The 20,441-nt window shown below is 53.1% G+C and carries 17 protein-coding genes and 2 CRISPR repeat arrays (1 of these 19 only partly in view); of the genes, 4 read left to right on the top strand and 13 right to left on the bottom strand.

The features are described from left to right. Positions 1-27: 27 nt before the first annotated feature. Genes cas2 (CFI10_RS04210) through csx16 form a run of 5 tightly spaced genes read right to left on the bottom strand, consistent with a single transcriptional unit; the run spans position 28 to position 2,960 of the window. On the bottom strand, positions 28-399 hold the full coding sequence (gene cas2 / locus CFI10_RS04210; RefSeq protein WP_206839791.1) for a CRISPR-associated endonuclease Cas2: 372 nt from the start codon (positions 397-399) through the stop codon (positions 28-30). Continuing rightward, positions 399-1,325 (bottom strand): CRISPR-associated endonuclease Cas1, encoded by a 927-nt coding sequence (gene cas1 / locus CFI10_RS04205; protein ID WP_206839782.1) that lies wholly within the window; start codon positions 1,323-1,325, stop codon positions 399-401. Before cas1 ends, cas2 (CFI10_RS04210) begins: the two co-directional genes overlap by 1 nt. Positions 1,326-1,335: 10 nt before the next feature. Beyond that, on the bottom strand, positions 1,336-1,620 hold the full coding sequence (cas2, locus tag CFI10_RS04200) for a CRISPR-associated endonuclease Cas2 (protein WP_149390992.1): 285 nt from the start codon (positions 1,618-1,620) through the stop codon (positions 1,336-1,338). Further along, complete coding sequence (locus tag CFI10_RS04195) at positions 1,617-2,672, bottom strand: toprim domain-containing protein (protein WP_206839774.1); 1,056 nt, start codon at positions 2,670-2,672, stop codon at positions 1,617-1,619. Before CFI10_RS04195 ends, cas2 (CFI10_RS04200) begins: the two co-directional genes overlap by 4 nt. Then, positions 2,673-2,960: a CRISPR-associated protein Csx16 gene (gene csx16, locus CFI10_RS04190; protein ID WP_206839772.1), complete on the bottom strand. Its 288-nt coding sequence runs from the start codon at positions 2,958-2,960 to the stop codon at positions 2,673-2,675. It lies immediately after the preceding gene. A 161-nt stretch (positions 2,961-3,121) separates the two neighbouring features. Between csx16 and csm6 the strand changes: the two genes are divergently transcribed. Then, positions 3,122-4,369 (top strand): CRISPR-associated ring nuclease Csm6, encoded by a 1,248-nt coding sequence (csm6, locus tag CFI10_RS04185; protein WP_206839770.1) that lies wholly within the window; start codon positions 3,122-3,124, stop codon positions 4,367-4,369. 17 nt (positions 4,370-4,386) lie between these two features. Further along, positions 4,387-6,264, top strand: coding sequence for an ATP-dependent helicase (locus tag CFI10_RS04180; protein WP_206839768.1), 1,878 nt, complete (start codon positions 4,387-4,389; stop codon positions 6,262-6,264). Here the strand turns inward: CFI10_RS04180 and CFI10_RS04175 are convergent. Beyond that, positions 6,261-6,836: a hypothetical protein gene (locus CFI10_RS04175; protein ID WP_206839766.1), complete on the bottom strand. Its 576-nt coding sequence runs from the start codon at positions 6,834-6,836 to the stop codon at positions 6,261-6,263. The genes CFI10_RS04180 and CFI10_RS04175 overlap by 4 nt on opposite strands. Positions 6,837-7,034: 198 nt before the next feature. Here CFI10_RS04175 and csx2 point away from each other — a divergent pair, with 198 nt between their 5' ends. Then, on the top strand, positions 7,035-8,189 hold the full coding sequence (gene csx2 / locus CFI10_RS04170) for a TIGR02221 family CRISPR-associated protein (RefSeq protein ID WP_206839765.1): 1,155 nt from the start codon (positions 7,035-7,037) through the stop codon (positions 8,187-8,189). Between the two features lie 125 nt (positions 8,190-8,314). Next, a CRISPR array of direct repeats spans positions 8,315-9,480; the repeat unit is 37 nt; unit sequence GTCTTAATCCCCTCCGGTGTCGGGGTAGCTCTCGGAC. A gap of 181 nt (positions 9,481-9,661) precedes the next feature. Here csx2 and CFI10_RS04165 read toward each other — a convergent pair. Next, positions 9,662-10,357, bottom strand: coding sequence for a lecithin retinol acyltransferase family protein (locus tag CFI10_RS04165; protein ID WP_160142048.1), 696 nt, complete (start codon positions 10,355-10,357; stop codon positions 9,662-9,664). 211 nt (positions 10,358-10,568) lie between these two features. Here CFI10_RS04165 and CFI10_RS04160 point away from each other — a divergent pair, with 211 nt between their 5' ends. Continuing rightward, positions 10,569-11,072, top strand: coding sequence for a hypothetical protein (locus CFI10_RS04160; RefSeq protein WP_206839763.1), 504 nt, complete (start codon positions 10,569-10,571; stop codon positions 11,070-11,072). A 15-nt stretch (positions 11,073-11,087) separates the two neighbouring features. Here CFI10_RS04160 and CFI10_RS04155 read toward each other — a convergent pair whose 3' ends face one another. From CFI10_RS04155 to CFI10_RS04130, 6 genes are all read right to left on the bottom strand, one after another. Further along, positions 11,088-12,734, bottom strand: a complete 1,647-nt coding sequence (locus tag CFI10_RS04155; RefSeq protein WP_206839761.1) for a GTPase — start codon at positions 12,732-12,734, stop codon at positions 11,088-11,090. Positions 12,735-12,767: 33 nt separating this feature from the next. Beyond that, positions 12,768-14,564 carry a dynamin family protein gene (locus tag CFI10_RS04150; protein ID WP_206839750.1) on the bottom strand — a complete coding sequence of 599 codons (1,797 nt, stop codon included), beginning with the start codon at positions 14,562-14,564 and terminating at the stop codon, positions 12,768-12,770. A gap of 47 nt (positions 14,565-14,611) precedes the next feature. Further along, the gene (locus CFI10_RS04145) at positions 14,612-15,169 is read right to left on the bottom strand and encodes a hypothetical protein (protein WP_206839741.1); all 558 of its coding nucleotides are present in this window, start codon (positions 15,167-15,169) and stop codon (positions 14,612-14,614) included. A 45-nt stretch (positions 15,170-15,214) separates the two neighbouring features. Then, positions 15,215-16,048: a GTPase gene (locus tag CFI10_RS04140; RefSeq protein WP_206839740.1), complete on the bottom strand. Its 834-nt coding sequence runs from the start codon at positions 16,046-16,048 to the stop codon at positions 15,215-15,217. 187 nt (positions 16,049-16,235) lie between these two features. Then, positions 16,236-18,923, bottom strand: a complete 2,688-nt coding sequence (locus tag CFI10_RS04135; protein WP_206839729.1) for a hypothetical protein — start codon at positions 18,921-18,923, stop codon at positions 16,236-16,238. A gap of 56 nt (positions 18,924-18,979) precedes the next feature. Beyond that, on the bottom strand, positions 18,980-20,236 hold the full coding sequence (locus CFI10_RS04130) for a PDDEXK family nuclease (RefSeq protein ID WP_206839728.1): 1,257 nt from the start codon (positions 20,234-20,236) through the stop codon (positions 18,980-18,982). 129 nt (positions 20,237-20,365) lie between these two features. Continuing rightward, positions 20,366-20,441: direct repeats of the CRISPR family, unit length 37 nt; unit sequence GTCTTAATCCCCTCCGGTGTCGGGGTAGCTCTCGGAC (it continues 1,076 nt past the right edge of the window).

Here is a 20,441-nt window from a genome sequence, read left to right as displayed (position 1 = left end):
ACCGCTCGGTAGAGTGAACATCCCTCATCAAGCCGCTTCTTCATCGGGCTCCTGTCTATGATCGTCATCAGGTTGCAGCCGATCAGGGTCAATAAGATGACGCTGATGAGGCGGATAACCAGTGTCAAAAACGCCTTCAGCAAATGGACTTTTGCCCCATAGCTGTATCTCGGTGCCAGCACGCACTCTGTAACCGCGCAGGTCATCTTCTGTTGTATCAATAAAATCCAGCATTCGTGCCTGTAATTGAAGCTTGGCCCGCTCTGTTCCGTACCATGCGAATACAGATTCCTGCAGCGCATAGGCCTGGGTGCGCAAAAAGCGATGTAAGCGCTGAAGCCGCCGGGGTGAACGCACATCGTATGCAATCAATGACCAGTGCTGTCGCTGTGTTGGCATTAGCCTGCTCCCGCTTGATCAATCCGTCTGGCAAGCCAGTGAGCACCCGCTGCCAGTTTCCGCCGCCACTGCTGGGCCGCTTCGTCAAATGCAGCGTAAAATTCGGATCTGCCCGCTTTACCTAGAAAACAACCCTGCGCTGATTGCGTGAAGAAGCGTTTGTCGAGGATGTTTTCATTGAAGAGTTTCACTACCCAACTCTCCACATGAGGCCTCACCGGCTCCATCAGATCACACGCCAGTGATTGCCGACCAAAGGCGGTGCGGTGGTAAAAACCAAGCTGAGGATCCAATCCGTATCGTTTGGCCTGCCTCACTGCATCCTGATGCACCAGGGTATACGCCAATGAAAGTACCGCATTCACAGGGTCCTTCGGAGGCCTGCGCTCGCGCCTGACGAAGCCCAGAGAAGACGGTATTTGTTGTCGCCAGATGTCAAATGCCATCCGTTGCAAGCTGCCCTCTATGCCTCGCAGTTGGTCATCTGAGTGACAGCTGACCAGTGTATGACGAGCTTCTTCAAGCCGTTTACACGCGCTGAAAGCAGGCATGGTGTGGTACTGCGACAATAACTTGGCCATCACTTTAAATTTATGACTGCACAGGTCACGAGCAAACTCTAACCGATCGGAATCGTTCTGTTGCCAGCGATATTGCCGGCAACGCCGCTCTACCTGACGCTGCTGGTCAGAAAACAGAGCAAAGCTGCTGTTTTCATAGCGCATATTCAGCACAATCAGGTCGATGCCCCGCTTGTACAACTGCCCGATCAGCTGAGTGGTCAGGTGCACGCTGTGCAAACAGATGAGCTGATCCACCCGCCCCAAGGGTACTGTTCTGGGTATCTCCTCCGGCACCCTGACGATCATGCAGTCTGTCGCGTATTCGAGAGTCACATGATGCCGATCAATAATGATATGAGTCATGGCGCCACTCCTAACAGAGGACCAGTAGCTGTCCGGTGGGTGTCATAATGCCTGTGCCAAGCTGCCAGGCCTGCTCCTGCACGCTGAGGCGCACATAAAACAGTTTGTCGGTTTCAGGGTCGATGTAGGGCAACAAGCGTTCAACCAATTGTTCTGCATGGCCTTTATTCAGATTGAGTTCGAACACCGAATCTTGATAACCAAAGCATTCGCTGCGCAAGATCTTGAGCGCTCGGCGCCGACGGCGGTCATCGGCTATGTCGTATCCGAATAGATAATCCCGTGCTGTCGTCATGGCATAGACTCCGCTAATTGACGTTCGACCTCACCAAGTCCATGCAGCTGGTGTAGATCGTTAAAGTCACTTGGCTCTGCCCAATGATCCTGTTGGCTGAAATGTGGGCCGCAGAGCAGATCATCGTGCTGACTTGCCTGACGAGCTGCCCTGTACCCTGTATTGCCTGCTTCAGGATGCCACTGATCGTTGTCGTAGCAGAAAATCACCTGAGGCTCACCTGTGAGTTGGAGCCGCACTCGCTTGAGGTTGACCGAGCTGAGTGCGACATAAACGCTATTACCTGAGCACAGGGCCAACGTCAGCCCTGTCGCCAGGCCTTCACAGATAATGGGTGGCTGTGCTCGCCCGGTGACAAGACCCGGCAGCTTTACGAAGGCACCCTTCATCGCACCCGCATATTGGACGTAATGCCGCTTGGACTCATGTTCAGTACCCAAGGTGATTTCGTGAAAGCCTACAATTTCGGCCGCACTATTCTCGATCGGCACCAACAACTGAGCCCCACATACTCGCACCCCAGAGTCCACCCATAACCGGGAGCCGTTGATGCCGGGAAAACGCCGTTTTACCCACGGGTGAGTAGATGACAAGGGTATTGCTGCGTTGTAGCGGCGCAGTAATGATGCATGTCGACGCTGTCGGGCACGGTTATCGTCCTCTTGGAATGCCGCTGCCCGATGATCAGCTGGGTTTGTCTGGCAGGGTTTGATATCGGGCAAGGAGGTTTCAACGATGTATCGATGGTGATGCAGCCAGCGCCAGCCATTGAATACCCGCTGAAGACCGCCATGGCGAAACGTAAAAAACTGCAGATACGGCCAGCACTCCCCAGAGCAATTTCTGAAGACTCGAAACAGTACGTAGCAACGGCCTTTATAACCGCTGCTGAGCACAGGTACGGCACGTCCTTTGATAAAACAATCATCGATCAAGGGCTGTTGCAACAAGCTGTGACCATCAATGCCCACTTCGCTTGCCAGCTCACAAATATCACCGGCTGCGGCCTGCAGAATGGCGCTAACATATTGACTGCCCTGCCAGTTGTTCATTCAGCCCTCCACAACTCTGAAGCGGCGCAGGCTGACACCCAGTACCTGCATATAGTCCGCAGTGTGCTCGCGGCCACGGTCGTTAAATCCCTGCTCTAGGCAGAGATGCCAGTACTCCACTCCAGCGCAATTCACCGCATGAATAAGCTGTACCGGCAAAGTACCGATAACCTTGTCGCCCGCCTTCAGCATGCCAACGTCCAGGTGCGGCAAAAACGTACCGGTGATGCCCTGGCGCTCCAGAAATTCAAGCGCACCGGGGTGACGTGTTACGATCCAGGTTGTCATTACCTTCACCTCTTGTGTGCTGATCATGTCTGCGAAGCAACAATGTGGTGTAACAATAGAGCCGATGTGTGGGGTCGAGTGTGCTCGCAAGCTTGTCAGCAGACGGATTTGCAGGTGAGAGACATAGACTGCCAAGGAAACGCAATCAGGAAGGAGCGCAAATGAAAACGATGCTATTGGCCGTAAGCGGCATGTCGCCGGCCATCATTACCGAAACGCTGTACGGCATAAACAAGCGTGGAGATGCCTGGCCCAAGTCGATCAAAATCATTACAACCTCAATCGGGGCTGAGAAAATCTGGCAAGGCCTGGTCGAGCACCAGCAGCTTGAGCACCTGTGCGTCGAGTTGGATAAGCCGCTGATTCAGATTACGCGCGAAGATATTTTAGTTGTACCCAATGCCGCCGGAGAACCTGTGGTGGATGCACGCTCGGAAGAAGACCATGAAGCCTTGGCCAACTTTATAATGAGTACCGTGCGCGACCTCACGCAGGACGACCACACTTCGATCCATGCCTCACTGGCGGGCGGCAGAAAAACGATGACGTTTTACCTGGGCTACGCCATGACACTGTTTGGTCGTCATTTCGACCGTCTTTCTCATGTATTGGTCAGCGAGGGGTTTGAGGGCCACCCGGATTTTTACTTTCCCACCCGCAGCAGCCGCGAAATCACCAATCGTGACGGCGAAAAGCTGGATACCAAAAACGCCGTTGTGACCCTGGCTGATATTCCATTTATTCGCCAGCGTCAGTTGGTGCCTGAAATGCTGACAGAATTCGGTGAGCGGGTTAACTTCCGCAAGCTGGTTGATCAGATCAACTTGGGGGAAGACGTAAAGCACCTCAAGCTACAGGTCAATGCCAAAGCCCAGACCGTAAGGATCTCATCACCAGCCTACCCGAGCATTGATGTCGAAGTCGGATTTTCAGGTATTTGGAGCTGGACACTCTACCTGCTGATCCTTGAAGAATCGCTGTTACAGCCCGAACAGGGTCGCGGCGGGTTTACTCGGCCGTCAAAACCAGACGACATCCTGCCGATAATGATGGCGACCAAGTTGGCTGCTCTTAAAGACATACAGCTGCGCAGCGAAACAGCAAATGAAATGCTCAACGAGCTGTTGCAGCATGACCAGTTGCTGGATGCCCACCCCAATCTTGAGCGCACCTTTAAACCCATCATCGAGAAAGGAGGCGTGACCGGCAGCCAATTTGACAGCTATCTGCAGCAGCTTCAAAAATCACTGCAGCATGCCCTGCCCAAAAACCTGGCCAACGCGCTGTTGCCCACTCAGATCTATGGTGAAGATGGCGAACTGCTCAACAACACCGGTAAAAGCAAACATAAAGGTGCGGGTTACGGCATTGCACTGCCTGAGCCGCTGCAACAGATCGATATCGTCTGAGGGGGCCTTACCGGTTTATGCTGCAGCCAACGGATGAGCAACAAGCAGTAATCCAGCATGATAAAGGTCATGCCTTGGTTTGTGCGGTCCCCGGTTCAGGCAAAACAGCCACGCTGATCAACAGGGTGCAATACTTGCTGAACACCGGGGTGCCTGCTGAAAAGATTCTGGTTTTAATGTTCAACCGGCAGGCATCTCAAGAATTTAAATCACGGCTCGACTTCACATTATCATTTGCTGAAAGCCCTGAGGTTATGACTTTTCATGGTCTTGGCTTCAAAGCGCTGGAGCAGCTATCGAAGCTGGGGCATATCGAAAAGCGAAGCCTGGCCAACAACCATGATCTGATGCGATATGTCCGTCAGGGGGTTGCGCACCACACACGCAAGCTGGATCGAAAGGCTCGTCAACTGTTCAGCAAAGCGGATATTCTGGTCAAAAAAACGCTCACGCAGATCGAGCAGGGACTGTCGATGCCGAGCGAGCCGCTGAGCACATTATTAAAATCCAAACTCCAGTCCCGTTTGGGGCTGGATCAGTGGATGAGCTTCAACATAGCACGCTCAGTTCTCGATGCGTTGAGTGCAAAAGGACTGATAACCTATCGCATGATGCTCACAGAACCAGTGAGATTGGCTCAAGAACAACAACTGGTAGCCCCCATTTTACGCGGCTACAGCCACATTCTGGTTGATGAGTATCAGGATATAAACTTCGACCAGATTCAAATGCTGCGCCTGCTGATTTCCGAACATACAGCACTGATGGCTGTTGGAGATATGGACCAGTGCATTTATGAATGGCGAGGCGCTCAACCTGACTATATGCTGGATGAGCATTTTTCACAGGAGTTTCCGGGCTATACCCGCTATGCACTGACCCGGACGTTTCGTTACGGGGCGTCACTCTGTACGGCTGCAAATAATCTGATTGACCACAATCTGAAACGTCTGCCCCTGGTTTCCACGCCTCATGACGACTCACTGGAAACACAGGTGTGCGTCGTTCGCGGCAAACGTGCCATGGCCGATGAGATTTCCGACTGGTACAAAAACGGTGTAACCGATCAGAGTGCGGTTCTGTATCGCTATTGGGCCGACACCATTCCGTTGCAGCTATCCCTTGCCGGCAAAGGCTATCCTTTCCGCGTAAGCTCAAAAGAGCGCAGCTTATTCAACAATCGCCCCATGAAGGCTTTAAGTGCTTGGCTGCATATCGCCGCTGAGGGTAAAGCCAGTCTTGATGATCTGATTTCGGTGTTCAGCTTTCCTACCTTGATGATCAAAAAGGAAACGCTGCGTGGTCTGATATTACAACTGCTTCAGGGCCAGTCTGGTGAGTCCGTTGCAGCCCAACTGGATCTTGCGCAACAACTTCCTTTTGCACAACGCTGGTCTTGCGTGCAGCAGTGGGTGCAAATTGACTCGTCCGAACCGGTTGAGCCGAAGCTGAAGAGCTTGCAAAGCACTCTCGGCTGGGCAGCTGCATTAATGGATGAAGGGGATACCGAAGAAGCAAACGAGCAATTAAAGGAGATGGACGCTGTCATTCTAGACGCGGCTGGCCGCAGGCGCCTGACGATTCTTCAGCTTCACACCGAGCTAAGCAGCCTGGCAAATAATAATCACAACCAGGATGGCCTGCTGATTGCCACCATTCACGCCACCAAAGGCCTTGAGTGGGATAACGTGATTCTGGATGGGCTGGAGGCAAGCCGATTTCCGAGAGATGACGACAAGGGTGACCGGCTGATAGAGGAAGAACGGAGACTGTTTTACGTGGGCATGACGCGGGCACGCAAACGTCTGGTGTGTGTGCTGCCTGACTCTAGTGAGCCAAGTCAATTTTTAGCGGAAGCCGGGCTCTTCAGCATAACGCCAGAAACCGGCGTCTAACTGGAGCTTTCTGTTGCCATAGCCATCCAGCGATCTTCAGGATCGCTGATCCCCATTTCGGCTGATGAAAACAGATCATGAAGCTCAGGATATGCTGTCTCTGTACTTTCCTCTCGGCCTGGCACCACCGAAGATGCAGAACGTCTGGTTCCACTGCCGCCACAGGAAAAACAAACACCATTACATACATGTGCATATACAGGTATGTATCCTGTTCCGCCGCAACGCCCACAGCTATTGCGCTCATCAATATCGACATAACGCCTTACTTGGGAGCTGGTTGACGGCCTGTTGCTCAGGCGTCTCCCCTTAAGAATGATTGTTTTTAGCTCTTGGGACGCGGCATTACGAAAAGCCTCGAGCTCTGGATGCTTGGTATCTTCAAGCACTGATATCTGTTTACGGACCACGAAGCGACGGTAGTGATTGACGGGGTCCAGCACATCAACTTGGCGATAGTCCGATAACGACTCAAGGTCTTCATAAACCAAGCCGACCAGAAGCTTGCCGGTCAGCGGATTCTTAATACCCTGGCACAGTACAGTAACCGGACGGTTGTTTTTTGATCGCATGATGCCTCCCACAAATGCTCGTGTTCGATGACCACACGATAGCGGCAACCTCATGCTGATTGAGGCTTGGCAAGCTTGTGTGAGCCAGGCATGGCTGGACAAAACTCTTCTCGCCTGCACCAAGGAAGCATTGATGGATTTTTAACCCAGCCGATTCATCAGGTAGTATCAGATGACCAAGCCAACAAGGATGCATTGATGAACACTACATTGATTACGTTTATTGGCCGCACACCGAAGACATCTGAGGGATATCGTAAAACGGTTTACAGCATTGATGGACACCGCCAGCCACCCAGTGCATTTCTCGGCTTCAATCTGAAGCAGCACCTGCAACCTGACCGGATCGTTATTCTCGGCACCGCAGGCAGTATGTGGGACCACCTTTTTGAGGGTGATATCGACTTCGGCAACGATGCAGAAAATGATCGGCTAGAGTTGGCTTTCGCTGTTGAAGAAAGTCGGGTCACTCAAGCCATGCTGGATCAGATTCAACCCGTGCTGGCCGACAAATTGGGCATTGAAACCCACCTTCAGCTTATTCAGGTTGGGACTACGCTGAATGAACAGATTGAGGTGGTCGAGCTAATGTCCCGCCACGTTGACACTGGTGACCAAGTGCACCTGGATATCACCCACGGGCTTCGCAGCCTGCCGATGATTGCACTGCTGACAGCCATGTATCTGCGTAACCTGCGACAGGCAACCATCGAAGGTATCTGGTACGGAGCCTTTGAGTTGCGTCAGGATGACATTACCCCTGTCAACAACCTGCAGGGACTGCTGCAGATGGCCGATTGGCTCAGCGCTATGCATGCCTACTCCAAAGACGGTGACTACGGCGTGTTCAGTGAACTGCTTGGTGAGGCCGGTCACTGTTTAAAAGAGGCCGCTTTTTTTGAGCGCATCAATAATTCAGCGAAAGCCAAACAAAAGCTGGAAACCTGGAGTATTGAGGGCAAAATCGATCAGGATCCCGTCGCTCGATTATTTGCCGATGAGTTACAGCAAAGGATCGCATGGCATCGCAAAGGCTCTCGCCACGATCGAGAACAAAAACTGGCGAAGGAATACTTTAAGCGGGGTGACTATCTGCGCGCGGCCATTCTGGCCCTGGAGGCGAAGATTTCAGAAGAACTGCATCAAAATCGTGAGCCAGACACCCGTGACCACCGAGAAGAAGCAAGCAAATCACTGCAGGCAGGATCGCGTGAGTTTCAAACCCTGAGCAGAATCCGCAACGCCCTGGCACATGGGGTACGCAGCCCTGATAAGAAGATCGACAAGCTGCTGTCTGATGAAAACAGCTTAGCGACTGAACTGCAGCGCTTGTTTAAAAGCCTGAAAATTTAAACCGTCGCCATCACTTCCTGATCTGGCCGGTGTCAGCCGCATGCTGGCCGTTTTTTGGTGCCTGTAATCCGGTGTCGGGGTAGCTCTCGGACCGACTACCGCGAACTGGCAGACCTGCCCGCTAAGTCTTAATCCCCTCCGGTGTCGGGGTAGCTCTCGGACCCCTCCAGGAACGCACCCTGCGCCTCTGGGCCTGTCTTAATCCCCTCCGGTATCGGGGTAGCTCTCGGACTGCTCCGCGGTGAGGAGACGCCCACCGAGCTGGTGTCTTAATCCCCTCCGGTATCGGGGTAGCTCTCGGACGTGTGAGATGTCTTCTGACCCTTGGGATTAATTGTCTTAATCCCCTCCGGTATCGGGGTAGCTCTCGGACACTACCACCAACCAGACCATGCAGACGCGTGCTGTCTTAATCCCCTCCGGTGTCGGGGTAGCTCTCGGACCTGAACATAAAACATCAACCCAGTAGCTTCTACCAGTCTTAATCCCCTCCGGTGTCGGGGTAGCTCTCGGACATCATGTCAGCTATCAGAACCACCGCAGAGGTGGTGTCTTAATCCCCTCCGGTGTCGGGGTAGCTCTCGGACATTGACCAGCGCACAAAAAAGCATTGTAGAATTGTCTTAATCCCCTCCGGTGTCGGGGTAGCTCTCGGACAGACAATCGTGTCAGCATTACTACGTTCATACTTGTCTTAATCCCCTCCGGTGTCGGGGTAGCTCTCGGACTAAAGCGGGTCTCATCCCGAACCTTAACTATGAGTCTTAATCCCCTCCGGTGTCGGGGTAGCTCTCGGACATAAAATGAATAACGTCGAATTTGCCATCTTCTAGTCTTAATCCCCTCCGGTGTCGGGGTAGCTCTCGGACCGACTGAGACAGCGTATGATGCTCTGAAAGGAGTCTTAATCCCCTCCGGTGTCGGGGTAGCTCTCGGACGCTACATCGCCCACGCATCCAGTTCCTTCGGGCTGTCTTAATCCCCTCCGGTGTCGGGGTAGCTCTCGGACCGTACTTTATTGCGCGGAATCCCGCTGATAGACGGTCTTAATCCCCTCCGGTGTCGGGGTAGCTCTCGGACACGTGACTACAACTTTGAGCAAGTACAGGCAGGTCTTAATCCCCTCCGGTGTCGGGGTAGCTCTCGGACAAAAGCGTCTGGATGAACCGTAAACAAATCCTGAGTCTTAATCCCCTCCGGTGTCGGGGTAGCTCTCGGACTTTGTACGGCGTGACAATGTACATTTGCACAAAAGTCTTAATCCCCTCCGGTGTCGGGGTAGCTCTCGGACTCCAACCAAATATTTTTATCAATCAAATCAAGCAGATAAAACCTACTTTTTACTGATTTTTTTTTAACCAAAAAGTTGGCTAATATTTGATCAGGTGTAACCTCGAGCATTGCTTTCCTCCCGGTCCGAGAGCGGTTCAAGCTTGCCGTGTATTGATCCAGGTTTCAAGCCCTTTACACCCTCACCACCAGTCAAAGAGCTTACCTACGCCATACACCAGTCCACCCGTAACCAGGGCTGCAGCAGCTATAGGAGCCGCCGGTGTTGCGAGTAAGGTTGACCCCGTCGCTACAAGCCCTGTCGCAGCGGAGCCTCCTGCCACTGATCCACCAGCGGTTAAAGCGGCCGTTGCACCCGCTGCCCCACCACCGCTTGCTGCAGAGACAAGCAATCCGGCCTGAGAAGATGATGATGACGCCGCAGCCAAACGAACCGCATTAACAACTGTACTGGTTGTTTTGCTGGCCCGGTAAACACGCACGGCACCTGCGCTCGCCGCTGCCGCTGCGACGACCACACCGGCACGCTGTACCTGTTCGCTGCTGTGTTCGCCATGTATGCACCAGCTGACAAAATGCTCGCAGTTATTGGTGATAACTGAGTAGCGGTTTTCACCCAGCCGACTTTTGGCGCGACGTACTATTTCATCAGCTGCGAATTTTGCATCAGGTTCAGACACACGATAAACCGTACGCTGGCCCGCAAACTGAGCAAGTGTTGTTTCCTGTACAAAACTGCAACTATCGTCGAACAAACCATTACTTTTTCCGGCGTAATGCACAACACGGCCCTTACCCACATAGATGCCATGATGACTGTAAAGGCCGCTACTCACTTTCAGGTGCTGGCCTGGCTTGAACTGGTTCAACTTGCTCATACTCATCCCTCCAATGCCCTGTTTGAGAGAATAGTAGCGCGTGCATTTTGAATGTGTTGGCTGACAAATTTGTTGTACCTAGTGCCGAACGGCATTGCTCTGAGCACCGATCAGAGGCGAGTTGCAGACAAATTTGTAACAGGCCCCGAGTCATTATTTCAGGTTTAGACTGCCCTCATTCATTGATCAGACGGTCACAGGGGGGCGGGATATGCAGTTTTTAAAGCTGAATAATGAACAGGAAAAGCGTGCTTATCTGCCCCAGGTTTGGCCTTTACTGGATGCGAGTTATCGCACGGTTCCGGGCGGTCTGCATTTTGCGTCGCAGGAAGAGCTTATTAGTGACACCGATGAGTGGCACCTGATCGTTCTGGACGGAGTCGTGCTGGCATTAACCCTGCATAAATACAAATGTGGACTGAAGTTGGTCGCTTTGGCAAAAGCCCGGGCGGAAGGCGCGCGTGCAGCGTTGAAGCAGTTGATCGAGCATGCCCTGCACTTTGGCTGGATGGAGCTTTCCGACCAGGCAGAAAACTTTGTCATGCGTGAGTGTAATGGTCATCGCTTTCTGATCCATGCCAGCCTGGCGGGCAAGCTACTGAAAAAAATGGTGGAGCCCGCCGGCAGTGATGCCTTTCACTACCGCCGACGCATTATGAACTGCGTTAAAACCAAGCTGATTCTGGGCACCCCGGACTTCAGCCAATTGGCATAACGCTCGTTGTGTTACTCAGCTTCCCCGGCCGTACGCTAGCTCAAGCTGGCTTTCCAGCTGCGCCAGTTGGTTGGCATCTTGCGCAAGGCGAAGGCTCTGCCGATCAACTTTTTCAATCGCATCCTCGATATAACGCTGCGCCGGCTGCAACGCCTGACGCAATACCTCACTGATGCACAGGCTCACCGAGTGTTGATATTGACTGGCAATCTGCTGGGCCCCTGAGCGTACTGCCTCATGAAAACGCACCATCATCTCCTGTTGCTGACGCAACTCTTTTTCCGCCTGATAGTGCTGATAAATACCGCTGAGCAACTGGACGCCCACCTGCACCACAGGCCCGCCCACACGGATTTTTTCAAGTATCTTTTCAGCCCACTTCTCCATGGTTTTCTGACCAATACCCTTGAACAGGCTTGGGAGTGCTGATTTGGCGAGCTTCATTACACTCACAAGATGCTCGGATTTAATGTGCTGAACCAACATCTGCAACGTACCATCCGGCAGCAAGCTTTCGCTGCTGGGCTGGGTCAATGTTTTGGGGTTTGAATTGGGCAGTTCAATCCCATCAGGAAGGTCAACCTGTGCTCTGACAGGCGACAATTCACGGTCGAGCTCATTGACCAATTGATCCAAGGCATCGGCTGCTCTGCCAAGCTCCTGTTGTAACTGCTGCTCAACTTCCAGGGTGAGGCTTTGCATGTGCCGGTCGAGTTGCAGCTCACGTTGTGCGTCATCCAGATCAGCCATTGCCAGTTCTTTAAAAACTGACGCAAGCGACTGGCTTTGCTGTCGCAGCAGGCCTTCCAAACGACTTTGGATACCGGTCTGCTCCTGCTGCAGGCGCGTTGCCAGTCGCTGGAAGCCTGAAGTGCCCAGCGCATCCATCTGCAGTTTTAACGCGGCCTGTGCTTCAGCCAAAAGTCTTGCAAAGTCGGCGGCCAGACGCTCTTCACGCTGACGGAAGTCCGTTTGTTCAATAAAATCTGACAGGGCTTGTTCAAACTCGGGCAAACCTGACGACTCAAGCAACAAAGGCTGCTGTTTGAGCTTGCCCTCCAGACCCAGTTTGGCATTGACCCAGTGAATCGGCACTGCAGCCAGGGCGTCAGCTTCAGGCACATCCATTTGCCTGGCTTTTTCCTGGAGTTGTTTACGCAGCTCATCATTCAGCTGTATCTGATACGCGCAATCGCGGGAGATTTCACGCTGATTAACCACCAGCATGACCCGTCTTTTTAAGCGAACCAGTTCAATGATCGCCTGGTATGAATGCAGGTCGTCCAGTGCTGTTGAGGACGATACTACAAACAGCACAAGATCGGATTTTTCCAGCTGCTCACGGGTCACTTGTTCATGTTCAGGAGGTGCATCAACGCCCGGGGTATCATCGATGGCGAAGCTGCCAAACGGATAGCGGCTGACCTTTTCCGTAGTAGGACTGCGCCCTTCTGCTGCTACCTTTTGCCCAGACAGCGCATTGATCAGGCTACTCTTACCGGCACTATAAACGCCATACATCATGATGGTAGGTTTGTTGCGCACCAGTTCGGCAGCGAGATGCTCCTGAAACCGCTGGCAACGACCGTCCTGCAGGTAACAGCCCAGCAATTCGCTATGGGTGCTCAGCATCTGAATCATTGGATGTTGTGTGGCTGTCATCGTATCGTCCTTTTCATTCCAATTCCGTTGATGTTATGCGCGCTCGGTGCTGGTCAAAGGCTCTGTTAACGGCTGACAGCGCTGACAAAACTGCTCCAGCAGGCGTCTGGAATCACGGATGTTTTGCTCCATCTGCTGCAGAATTTCCAGCATCGGTGTGCGGTAACCCTGCTCAAGCGTGTCCGCTATGCGCGTTGAAAACAGCTGATAGGCGGCTTGCTCAATTGCAAACCGGTTATCGCCAATCAGGATGGATCGAGTCGAATCTTTGCTGAAGGCACGCCCGAGCCCCTCTCCTGCTGCCCCACCGAGAATACTTCCAACAACAGCTCCCATAGGCCCAGCCAGGAAGAAACCTACTCCTGCTCCAAGTGCACCACCGCCGGCTCCACCCCAGGCACGTTTGTAGCCACGGTCGCTGTAGTTGAACGATGAATACTCATGCTCGAATCCAGGCAAGGCATCAGAGCTGTCAAACGTAATGGCGGATGCCATGTTCTGCTCCATCCCGTGAAGTTGCTGTTCCAGTTCGACCTGGATCAATCCAGTGGCTTTTTGCTGCAAGTCAGTCGCTATTTGGCTGCTCAACGCCGCATTATCACCGCTGTAATTTTGCATGGCCCGGGCGATAACATCACTCAGTTGCAGTGTTAACTGCTGACTCATTGTCTGGTAACGACGCTCGACTTCGTCCTGCTGTGCTGTCAGTTCCGACTGTATGTCGGCCTGTTGCTCTGCCATTTGTTCTGTACCGGCAAGCAGGCGCTGGGCGAATGCAGCAAGATTTCGCCTTGGCGTTGCCTGCTTAATCCGGACGCTTTCCTGCTTGATGTACAACTGCATGGTGCGCAAAAAATGTGGTATGCCGGAATCTTCAAGCGCCTCTGGTGTATCGGATATTTCAGCACAGCGTACGGACACACTCATGATCTGCGCTTGTGCCAACCCCGGATGCTGGCCGAAATGACGCGACAGCGTTTGCATGACATAGCGTTCCTGCTCCTGTCGATCATCTTGCGAATACATGACAGGGCGTGACACCAGCTGGCCATCTACAACAGCAGGCTTTGGTTCATCTGCTCGGGTCAGCACAAATACCACTGGTTTCCCCATGGATAAGAGCTCACCAATTTCCTTCATGTCGGTTTCGCGTGCGGGGTGCTCGGAGTTCATCACGTACACCACCACATCTGCACTCTGTGCATATTGACGCGCCAGCTCACCATTACGAGCTGTTTTCGAGTGCAACCCCGGCGAATCAACCCATGTCAGACCAGGCAAGGTAAAGTACTGCACAGCGGAGGTGCATTCCTTTCGATCCACTTCAAACCCCTGCGTCAGTGACTGCTCAAGCGCTGCGCCACTGACTTCATGCATGGCAAAACGCAGCCCGTTTGCGGCTAATGCGGCAACCTGCTGAGCATTAGGCTCAGCGCACCCGGTGGCAATATGATTGCCAAACGAACTCTTCCCCGCATTAACCTTGCCGTACACATAGATCAGCAAGGAGTCGCCCTGCTTTTGCCGCAAGCGCGTGCCCTTATCAAAGGATTGTGCAGCTTGGAGCCAGCGCTGACGAGCGCCGGCGATATTTGCCAACCACTGTTCACACATCTGACTCAGCGGATGTTCAGGGTTAAGTTGATCTTGTGTCGCCCGTGCCAATTGCTCAAGCTCTGCCGACACATCGGCCTGATCCTGCATCAGTGCACGCTCCTGCTGCTGAACTTCCGACTGCACGGCTGCGAAGGCTGCCTGCAACTGGTGAAAACTGTCCAGAAACTCACTGCGAGCCTGATGATCAACACTGGTTTTCAGAGTATGTGGCATACAAGATCCTCAGAAGTGGGAAGGGGTAATATCCATGCCATCGCCTGTCAGACATCCGGGATAAGCTGGATGGCATCGGCACACAATTCGTCCAACCGTGCTCCGCTGCGCAGTTGCGCCTCTATTTGACGCATCAGCTTCAACCGCTCCGTACGGGCAATCAGCTCGTTTACAGCAGATTCCATAGCTGGCAACCCAGGCTCACCGAGGTCAATTTGTGTCAGCAAATGCGCCATCTGCATCCGGGCCGATTCAGTACCAACATCCATGTGCGTCAAGTTATTAATAAGCTGCTTTCCGCTCCCTTTTGGACTGGCCATCGTTGATTGACCAAAGGCGATTATCTGAGGTGTCATCAAGTGCCCCGATGCGCCCAGCGCTGTCAACTCAGCGGCCAGCAGCCGACGCGATTCAGCATGCACACGCTTTATCCGTGCCTGCCGCTGCTTCTCCGCATTAGCGGCCCGCTGGCGACGGGCCTCTTCATCGGCGCGATTATCCGAGCCCGATGAGGAAGAAGACCCCGAATCGGAATAGTAAGCCGCCGCTGCGGTACCTGCGGCAATAACACCTGCAACTGCAACCCAGATCAAAGGGAATGGCATCGTGTCTCTCCTGTATGACTGTTCAAATCTTTGGAAGAAAGCCCTTTAACGCTTTTGCAGCGCCGTACGCACCTGACTCAATGTCTGCCCCAGCTGATCAACCCGGTGTGAAAGCGCCTGGTGCTGATCAGCAAAGGCCTGCTCTTCCTGGGCAATCATCTCCTGCAAACGGTCTGCCAGGGCATTGGCCAGCGTTTCTCGCTGCTGGGCCCGGTGCTGCTCTTTGTCGACCAGCATCACCTCAACCCGTTGCTGCAAATAGTCCTGCAAGGCAGGAATACCGCTGTACTGAATCAGGAGCGGCTGCGCCTGACGAACTCCACTCATGTAGGTGTTAGCCGACACTCTGAAAATATCCGGTTCACTCCCACACAGCTCGGCCAATTGACTGGCGATCAACGCCTCAAACTCGTGTTGATCCTCATCAGGCTGTTCTGCCTTGGTCAATACACACACCAATCTATCAGCCAAAGGGCGTTGGCTGTGCTGACTGATCCGGCTGAGGTAATCCAAGGTCGGCTGATCCAACTCCCCTTGCCCCATGCTGTGACACAACAGCAGCAGGTCACTGGTCACAATGCCGTCAAACGCCACCTGATCATCGGTATCTTCCGCATCCAGCCCCGGAGTATCGGTATAGTCAATCTGGCCGACACGGAGTGTTTTCAGCTCGCGAGTTTCACGGGATCGCGCCGTTTTAAAGAACTCCTGCTCCAGGTTGTCCGTCAGCACATTGAGCAGAGTGCTTTTCCCGGCTTTAACCAGACCGACTACTGTCAACGTCAGGGCATCATTGCCAACCGGCAAATCGTCCAGCTGCTGCAGTGCTCGATAAAGCTCTGGCTGATGATGAATCAAAAATTGCTGAACAGTCTTCATTCGACATCTCCCGTGTAGATCTTTGCTGGCACTTTCAGGGCTGCGACACCATCCCTGTGCCGACGAAGACCACTATACAAAAAAGAACGTGAAATAATTGAGTTGGCAAGCTTGGGAGATATGGATGTTTGCGAGAGATTGAGACAAGGGGGGCAGGCCACAGCTCTAGGCCGTGGCCTGCGTATACTTAATGGAAGTTAAACGGCAGGGTTTGGTTGAGCATATTGATCAGAGCGGAGCGGCTGTGGTCCTGAATCTGCAGCGCCCTATCCAGTTCAGCGTGAGGTGCTGCCGGCAGCAAAGTGCGCAGCGCTTCCCTCTTACGGTCCAACCGCTCCAGATAGGGCATAGACAGTTGCAGCTGTTCACCAAGGGTCTGTATCACACAGCCCAACCATTGCAGAATACTGCCTGACTGCTGTTCACAGAGTTCAACGGCTTGCTGCAATAGTTCACTGGCTTGATTCCGCTGTCCTGCATCATTGAGCAACCAGGCACGGTAGGCCAAAATCAAAGGCCAGGGATGATCTTCACCCTGAAGCCAGTCTGACCGAGTGTCCAGATAGGATGCACACTGGTCTGCCATCTCATCCGGATAAGTGAGCAATGCACGCAGATACAGCTGGTGCGCAAAGCGCAAATTCGAGCCTGATCGCGCCAGTTTACCTGGCAACTGATCAATGCTGCAGTGGAGCATCGCAGTAAGGTAGGTCTCAAGCAGAGTGTTAAATGCCTCGAATGCTGTTTCAGGCGAACTTAGCATGGCAAACAGGCGATAGGCCGTAGTCTGTTGCACCTCCCTACCCGCTTGCAATGGATCAGACAAGCGTTCAAATGTGGCAATCGCCTGCACAAAGCACTCATCAGCTGCAGTGTATTCACCCCGGAAAGCGTGCAACTGCCCTTGAGTTGATAAAAGCTTGGCATGGTTAAGAAGCCCAACGCTGGCAACCGGGAGTGTCAGCCATTGTTGGATAAACCCTTCCATGCTATTGAAGTCAAAAGCGTTTGTAGCCGCCACAACCGAGCGCAGTATGATCTCGCAGGCTTGTGGCGCATCTTCATCGATCAATTGATTGGCTGTTTCAAAAGCACTGGCAACCAGCGCCATATCACAAAAGCCACGGTGGTTCTGCAGCGCCAGCCTTGCTCCTTGTTGGCGCAATGACAACAGGGGTGGCAGCGTTTCGCCGTCGGGCTTGTGCGTCTCCAGCCAGTCCAGCGTACTTTGCAAACCTGCAAGTGAATACGATTTGAGCCGCAGCTGTGCCTGAACTTCCTGTAAATAGCCTTCCCATAGCTTCGGCTGCTGTTTGACGGTATCACCCAGCTGTTGCAGGCAGTTATGCAGTAGCGTGAATGCCTGCCCCTCTTCATCGACAGCCGCTTGCAACAGGGCATACCAATCAGAGGGTCGCAATGCCTGGCCCCCTTCCAGAGTCAATAACAAGCGCTCGTAAACGTGTTCACCGCTGGGCAACAGCAGACAATGGCCCGGCAAGGCAAAGTGTCGCAGCAGTTTTTTCTTATCTTTTTGCGGGCTGCCCCAGCAGTTGGCCAGAGTATCCACATAGCCATTCAAGGGTTCACTGTTTTTATCAATAAACTCAATGCTCAAACTCAGCTGCGCGTAACGTTTGGGGTCCAGCTGATGCAACTCAGCCAGCAGCGTTTCGGTACGGATCTTCCAGTCGACACGGGAGTTGTAGCCGCCACGGTTTTCAATGCTGAACTTGACCCGAGTCGGCACCCCCTGTTTCATCGGCAGCAAGCGAAGCACCCAGCGGACCAGCTGGTCAATCTGTTGCAGCCAACTGAAACGGCCTGCAACCGGGTCTTTACTGGAAAAACCAAAGATACCAACGGGTTGTGCCGTCAGGTCACTCAAGATGCGTTCGATCCGCGCATTACTTTCATTAACAGCATGAAAACCAGCGCCAAGTGGAGCCAGACCTACACCTTGCGGAATCGCCAGCGCGACCACCTTGCCCACATCTTTATGGTTGAGGTTTAACTCCTCCACCTCGTTGTCAAACGCCTTGCCGGTTTCATCGACCAGGACCGTCCAACTGGGTGATGGGTTCAGGTTGGTAATGGCATTGGGATGACCCTCAGCAGACACGATCAGGGGCGGCGTGCTAATGGTATAAGTGGCGTTATGCTGGGTTTTGGCGCGCTGTTGCTGCAGATGTTCCCTTTGCTTACCGAGCAACTTGTGCAGGTGTGTGGCGACGCGCGATGGGCAGTCCGCTTTGGTAGCCTCATACCATTGCTTGAACTCGACACTATCGGCCCCCTGTTCGCGGAGCCGCTTGACCAATTCGTTACCCAGCTCGTACGCTGTCTCGCCATCCCGTATGGCCTTGCCGATGCGCTGATCAAGGTTGCTCACATCCTTGAACAACTCCTCTGCCTGTAGCATCAGCCGTTGAATATCGGCCTTATTCTGGCTCGCCCCCCAGGCATGGCGCAGGTATAAATCGTGGTCGATTTTATTCGCCTGTTTGTGCACGTCAGCAGCATTAATGGCTGGTTGTTTCGGTCGTTGCGGTTCAGTTTGAGGCGCCACACCATTTGACTTAGCGGCCTTGCTTTCGTCTGCTGCAACCTGGCTGCTTCTTTCAGTAGACCAACGATCATCGCCAAGATGGTGTAAAAAACGAGCTTCCGGCCAGAGTCGACAGGCGCTCTCTTGCAGCGCCACATCGGTTTTCAAACCGGCGATAATGCAGGCAACATTGCGGGTCAGGCCTGATGCAACCAGAGATTCCAGATCAGTACAGTGGACCTCGTGGCCCAATTGCAGCTCTGCCGTTTTAATGTAGTGATGCGGACGCTGGGAGGGCGCGCCGGGCAAGAGGATGGTGATATCCATATAAATGAGGTTCCTGAACTGTCTTAAAAACGAAGCAGCAGTAAAGCCGGCATGGCTCAGACTCCAGACTCAGCTGCAAGACCAAATGCTCGCAGCAAACTGGATCTGTCAAAGGCTAACAGGATACCACTGCCACTGAAACGTGCTTCAATAAGATGCCAGCGCTGATCCTCAATCAGCTTATGCTGCAATTGAGGGCCGATGAACAACACCTTTTGAGTTTTACCAAAACGATCGCCCAGGCTGGCCAATTGGTGTTCAGCCGAGCGCATATTGGCATCATGAGGCAGGTCAGCCTTGATTTCGACCAGATAACTTCTACCGCGATGGTGAACAAAAAGGTCTGTTTCACGGCCGGACTCAGACAGATTGCTCGCCTTGCTGTCCGCTATCACACCACGGGCAATGTGCGCTGCCGGCATACCGCCCTGCTGCAGCCAATTGACTGCCAACTCTTCCAACCATTCACCACTGATCCAACGGCGCAGGTATTTACCCTGCTTTCTGGCGCCATTGCCCGGAATGGTGATCCGGTTTTGCTGCAGGCAAAAGTAATGCGTATTCAGTTGTGCCAACCGGTTCAGCCATCCCACCAAGGTAGACTCCGGCACCTGCCCTTGGAGCAATTCATCAAGCGAAAACGCCAAACTACTGTCAGAGAAAGCGGCTGTACCACGTCCCTCTGACCAGATTCGGTCCAAGGCATTAAACAGCTGCAACAGCCCAGCATCCTCTTCTTTCAATGCCCTCCAGATATTGTTGGCTAATGCGGAGGTCAGCTCTTCTTGTCCCCGCAGCCCTGTCCCAATTTTGACATCACCTGCATACAACTGAGCGACCTGCAGAGGCGTTGCTGTTACCGGCTCAATATCACCACTACCGCTCAGCAGTTGCTGACCATCTTGCTGCAGCACTTGGATACGGCTCTTACCCATCCCTTTATAGTGCAGATATCGGCAATTCAGGTTAGTAATCAGTGCCAAGCTCAGGGCCTTGGTACCGCCGGTAAAATTCAGAATCTGTTGATTGTGAGCGGGGGTATGCTCAGCAAGATATGGAATCAACGTAGTGGCAACCCAATGCTGAACAGCGAGAATGTCTTCGCCATCGAAAGAGTCGGGCTCATCAGGGCGATGTACCCTGATTCTGGGAATCGCGCCCTGCACGGTTGATGCAAGCCGCTGGGCACCTTGGCGGGCTTTTTCAAAGTTGCTGACGATTAACACTAGATCCGAAGGCTGAACAGCAAGGCAGGCTTCAAGCTCAGGCACGTTGAACTCAGATGCGATGCAAATGTAAGTAATCGGATTCATGGCACCAATGCCCTCTGGATATATCAAGCTCCGTCAACCATCCGGTTTGGGATACAAGGGCATTGTGCGGATTGAAGAAGCGCAGGACAAGAAAGCGTTGTCCTGGATTCAGCAGGCCTTCATCGCAGCGTCTTAATCCCCTCCGGTGTCGGGGTAGCTCTCGGACTTAGCTGACCTCGAACTCAAAGAGATCGAACTGTCTTAA

This window comes from Marinobacterium iners (genome assembly GCF_017310015.1).
In the GTDB taxonomy this organism is placed as follows: domain Bacteria; phylum Pseudomonadota; class Gammaproteobacteria; order Pseudomonadales; family Balneatricaceae; genus Marinobacterium; species Marinobacterium iners.
This window is presented reverse-complemented; position numbering and strand designations above follow the sequence as displayed.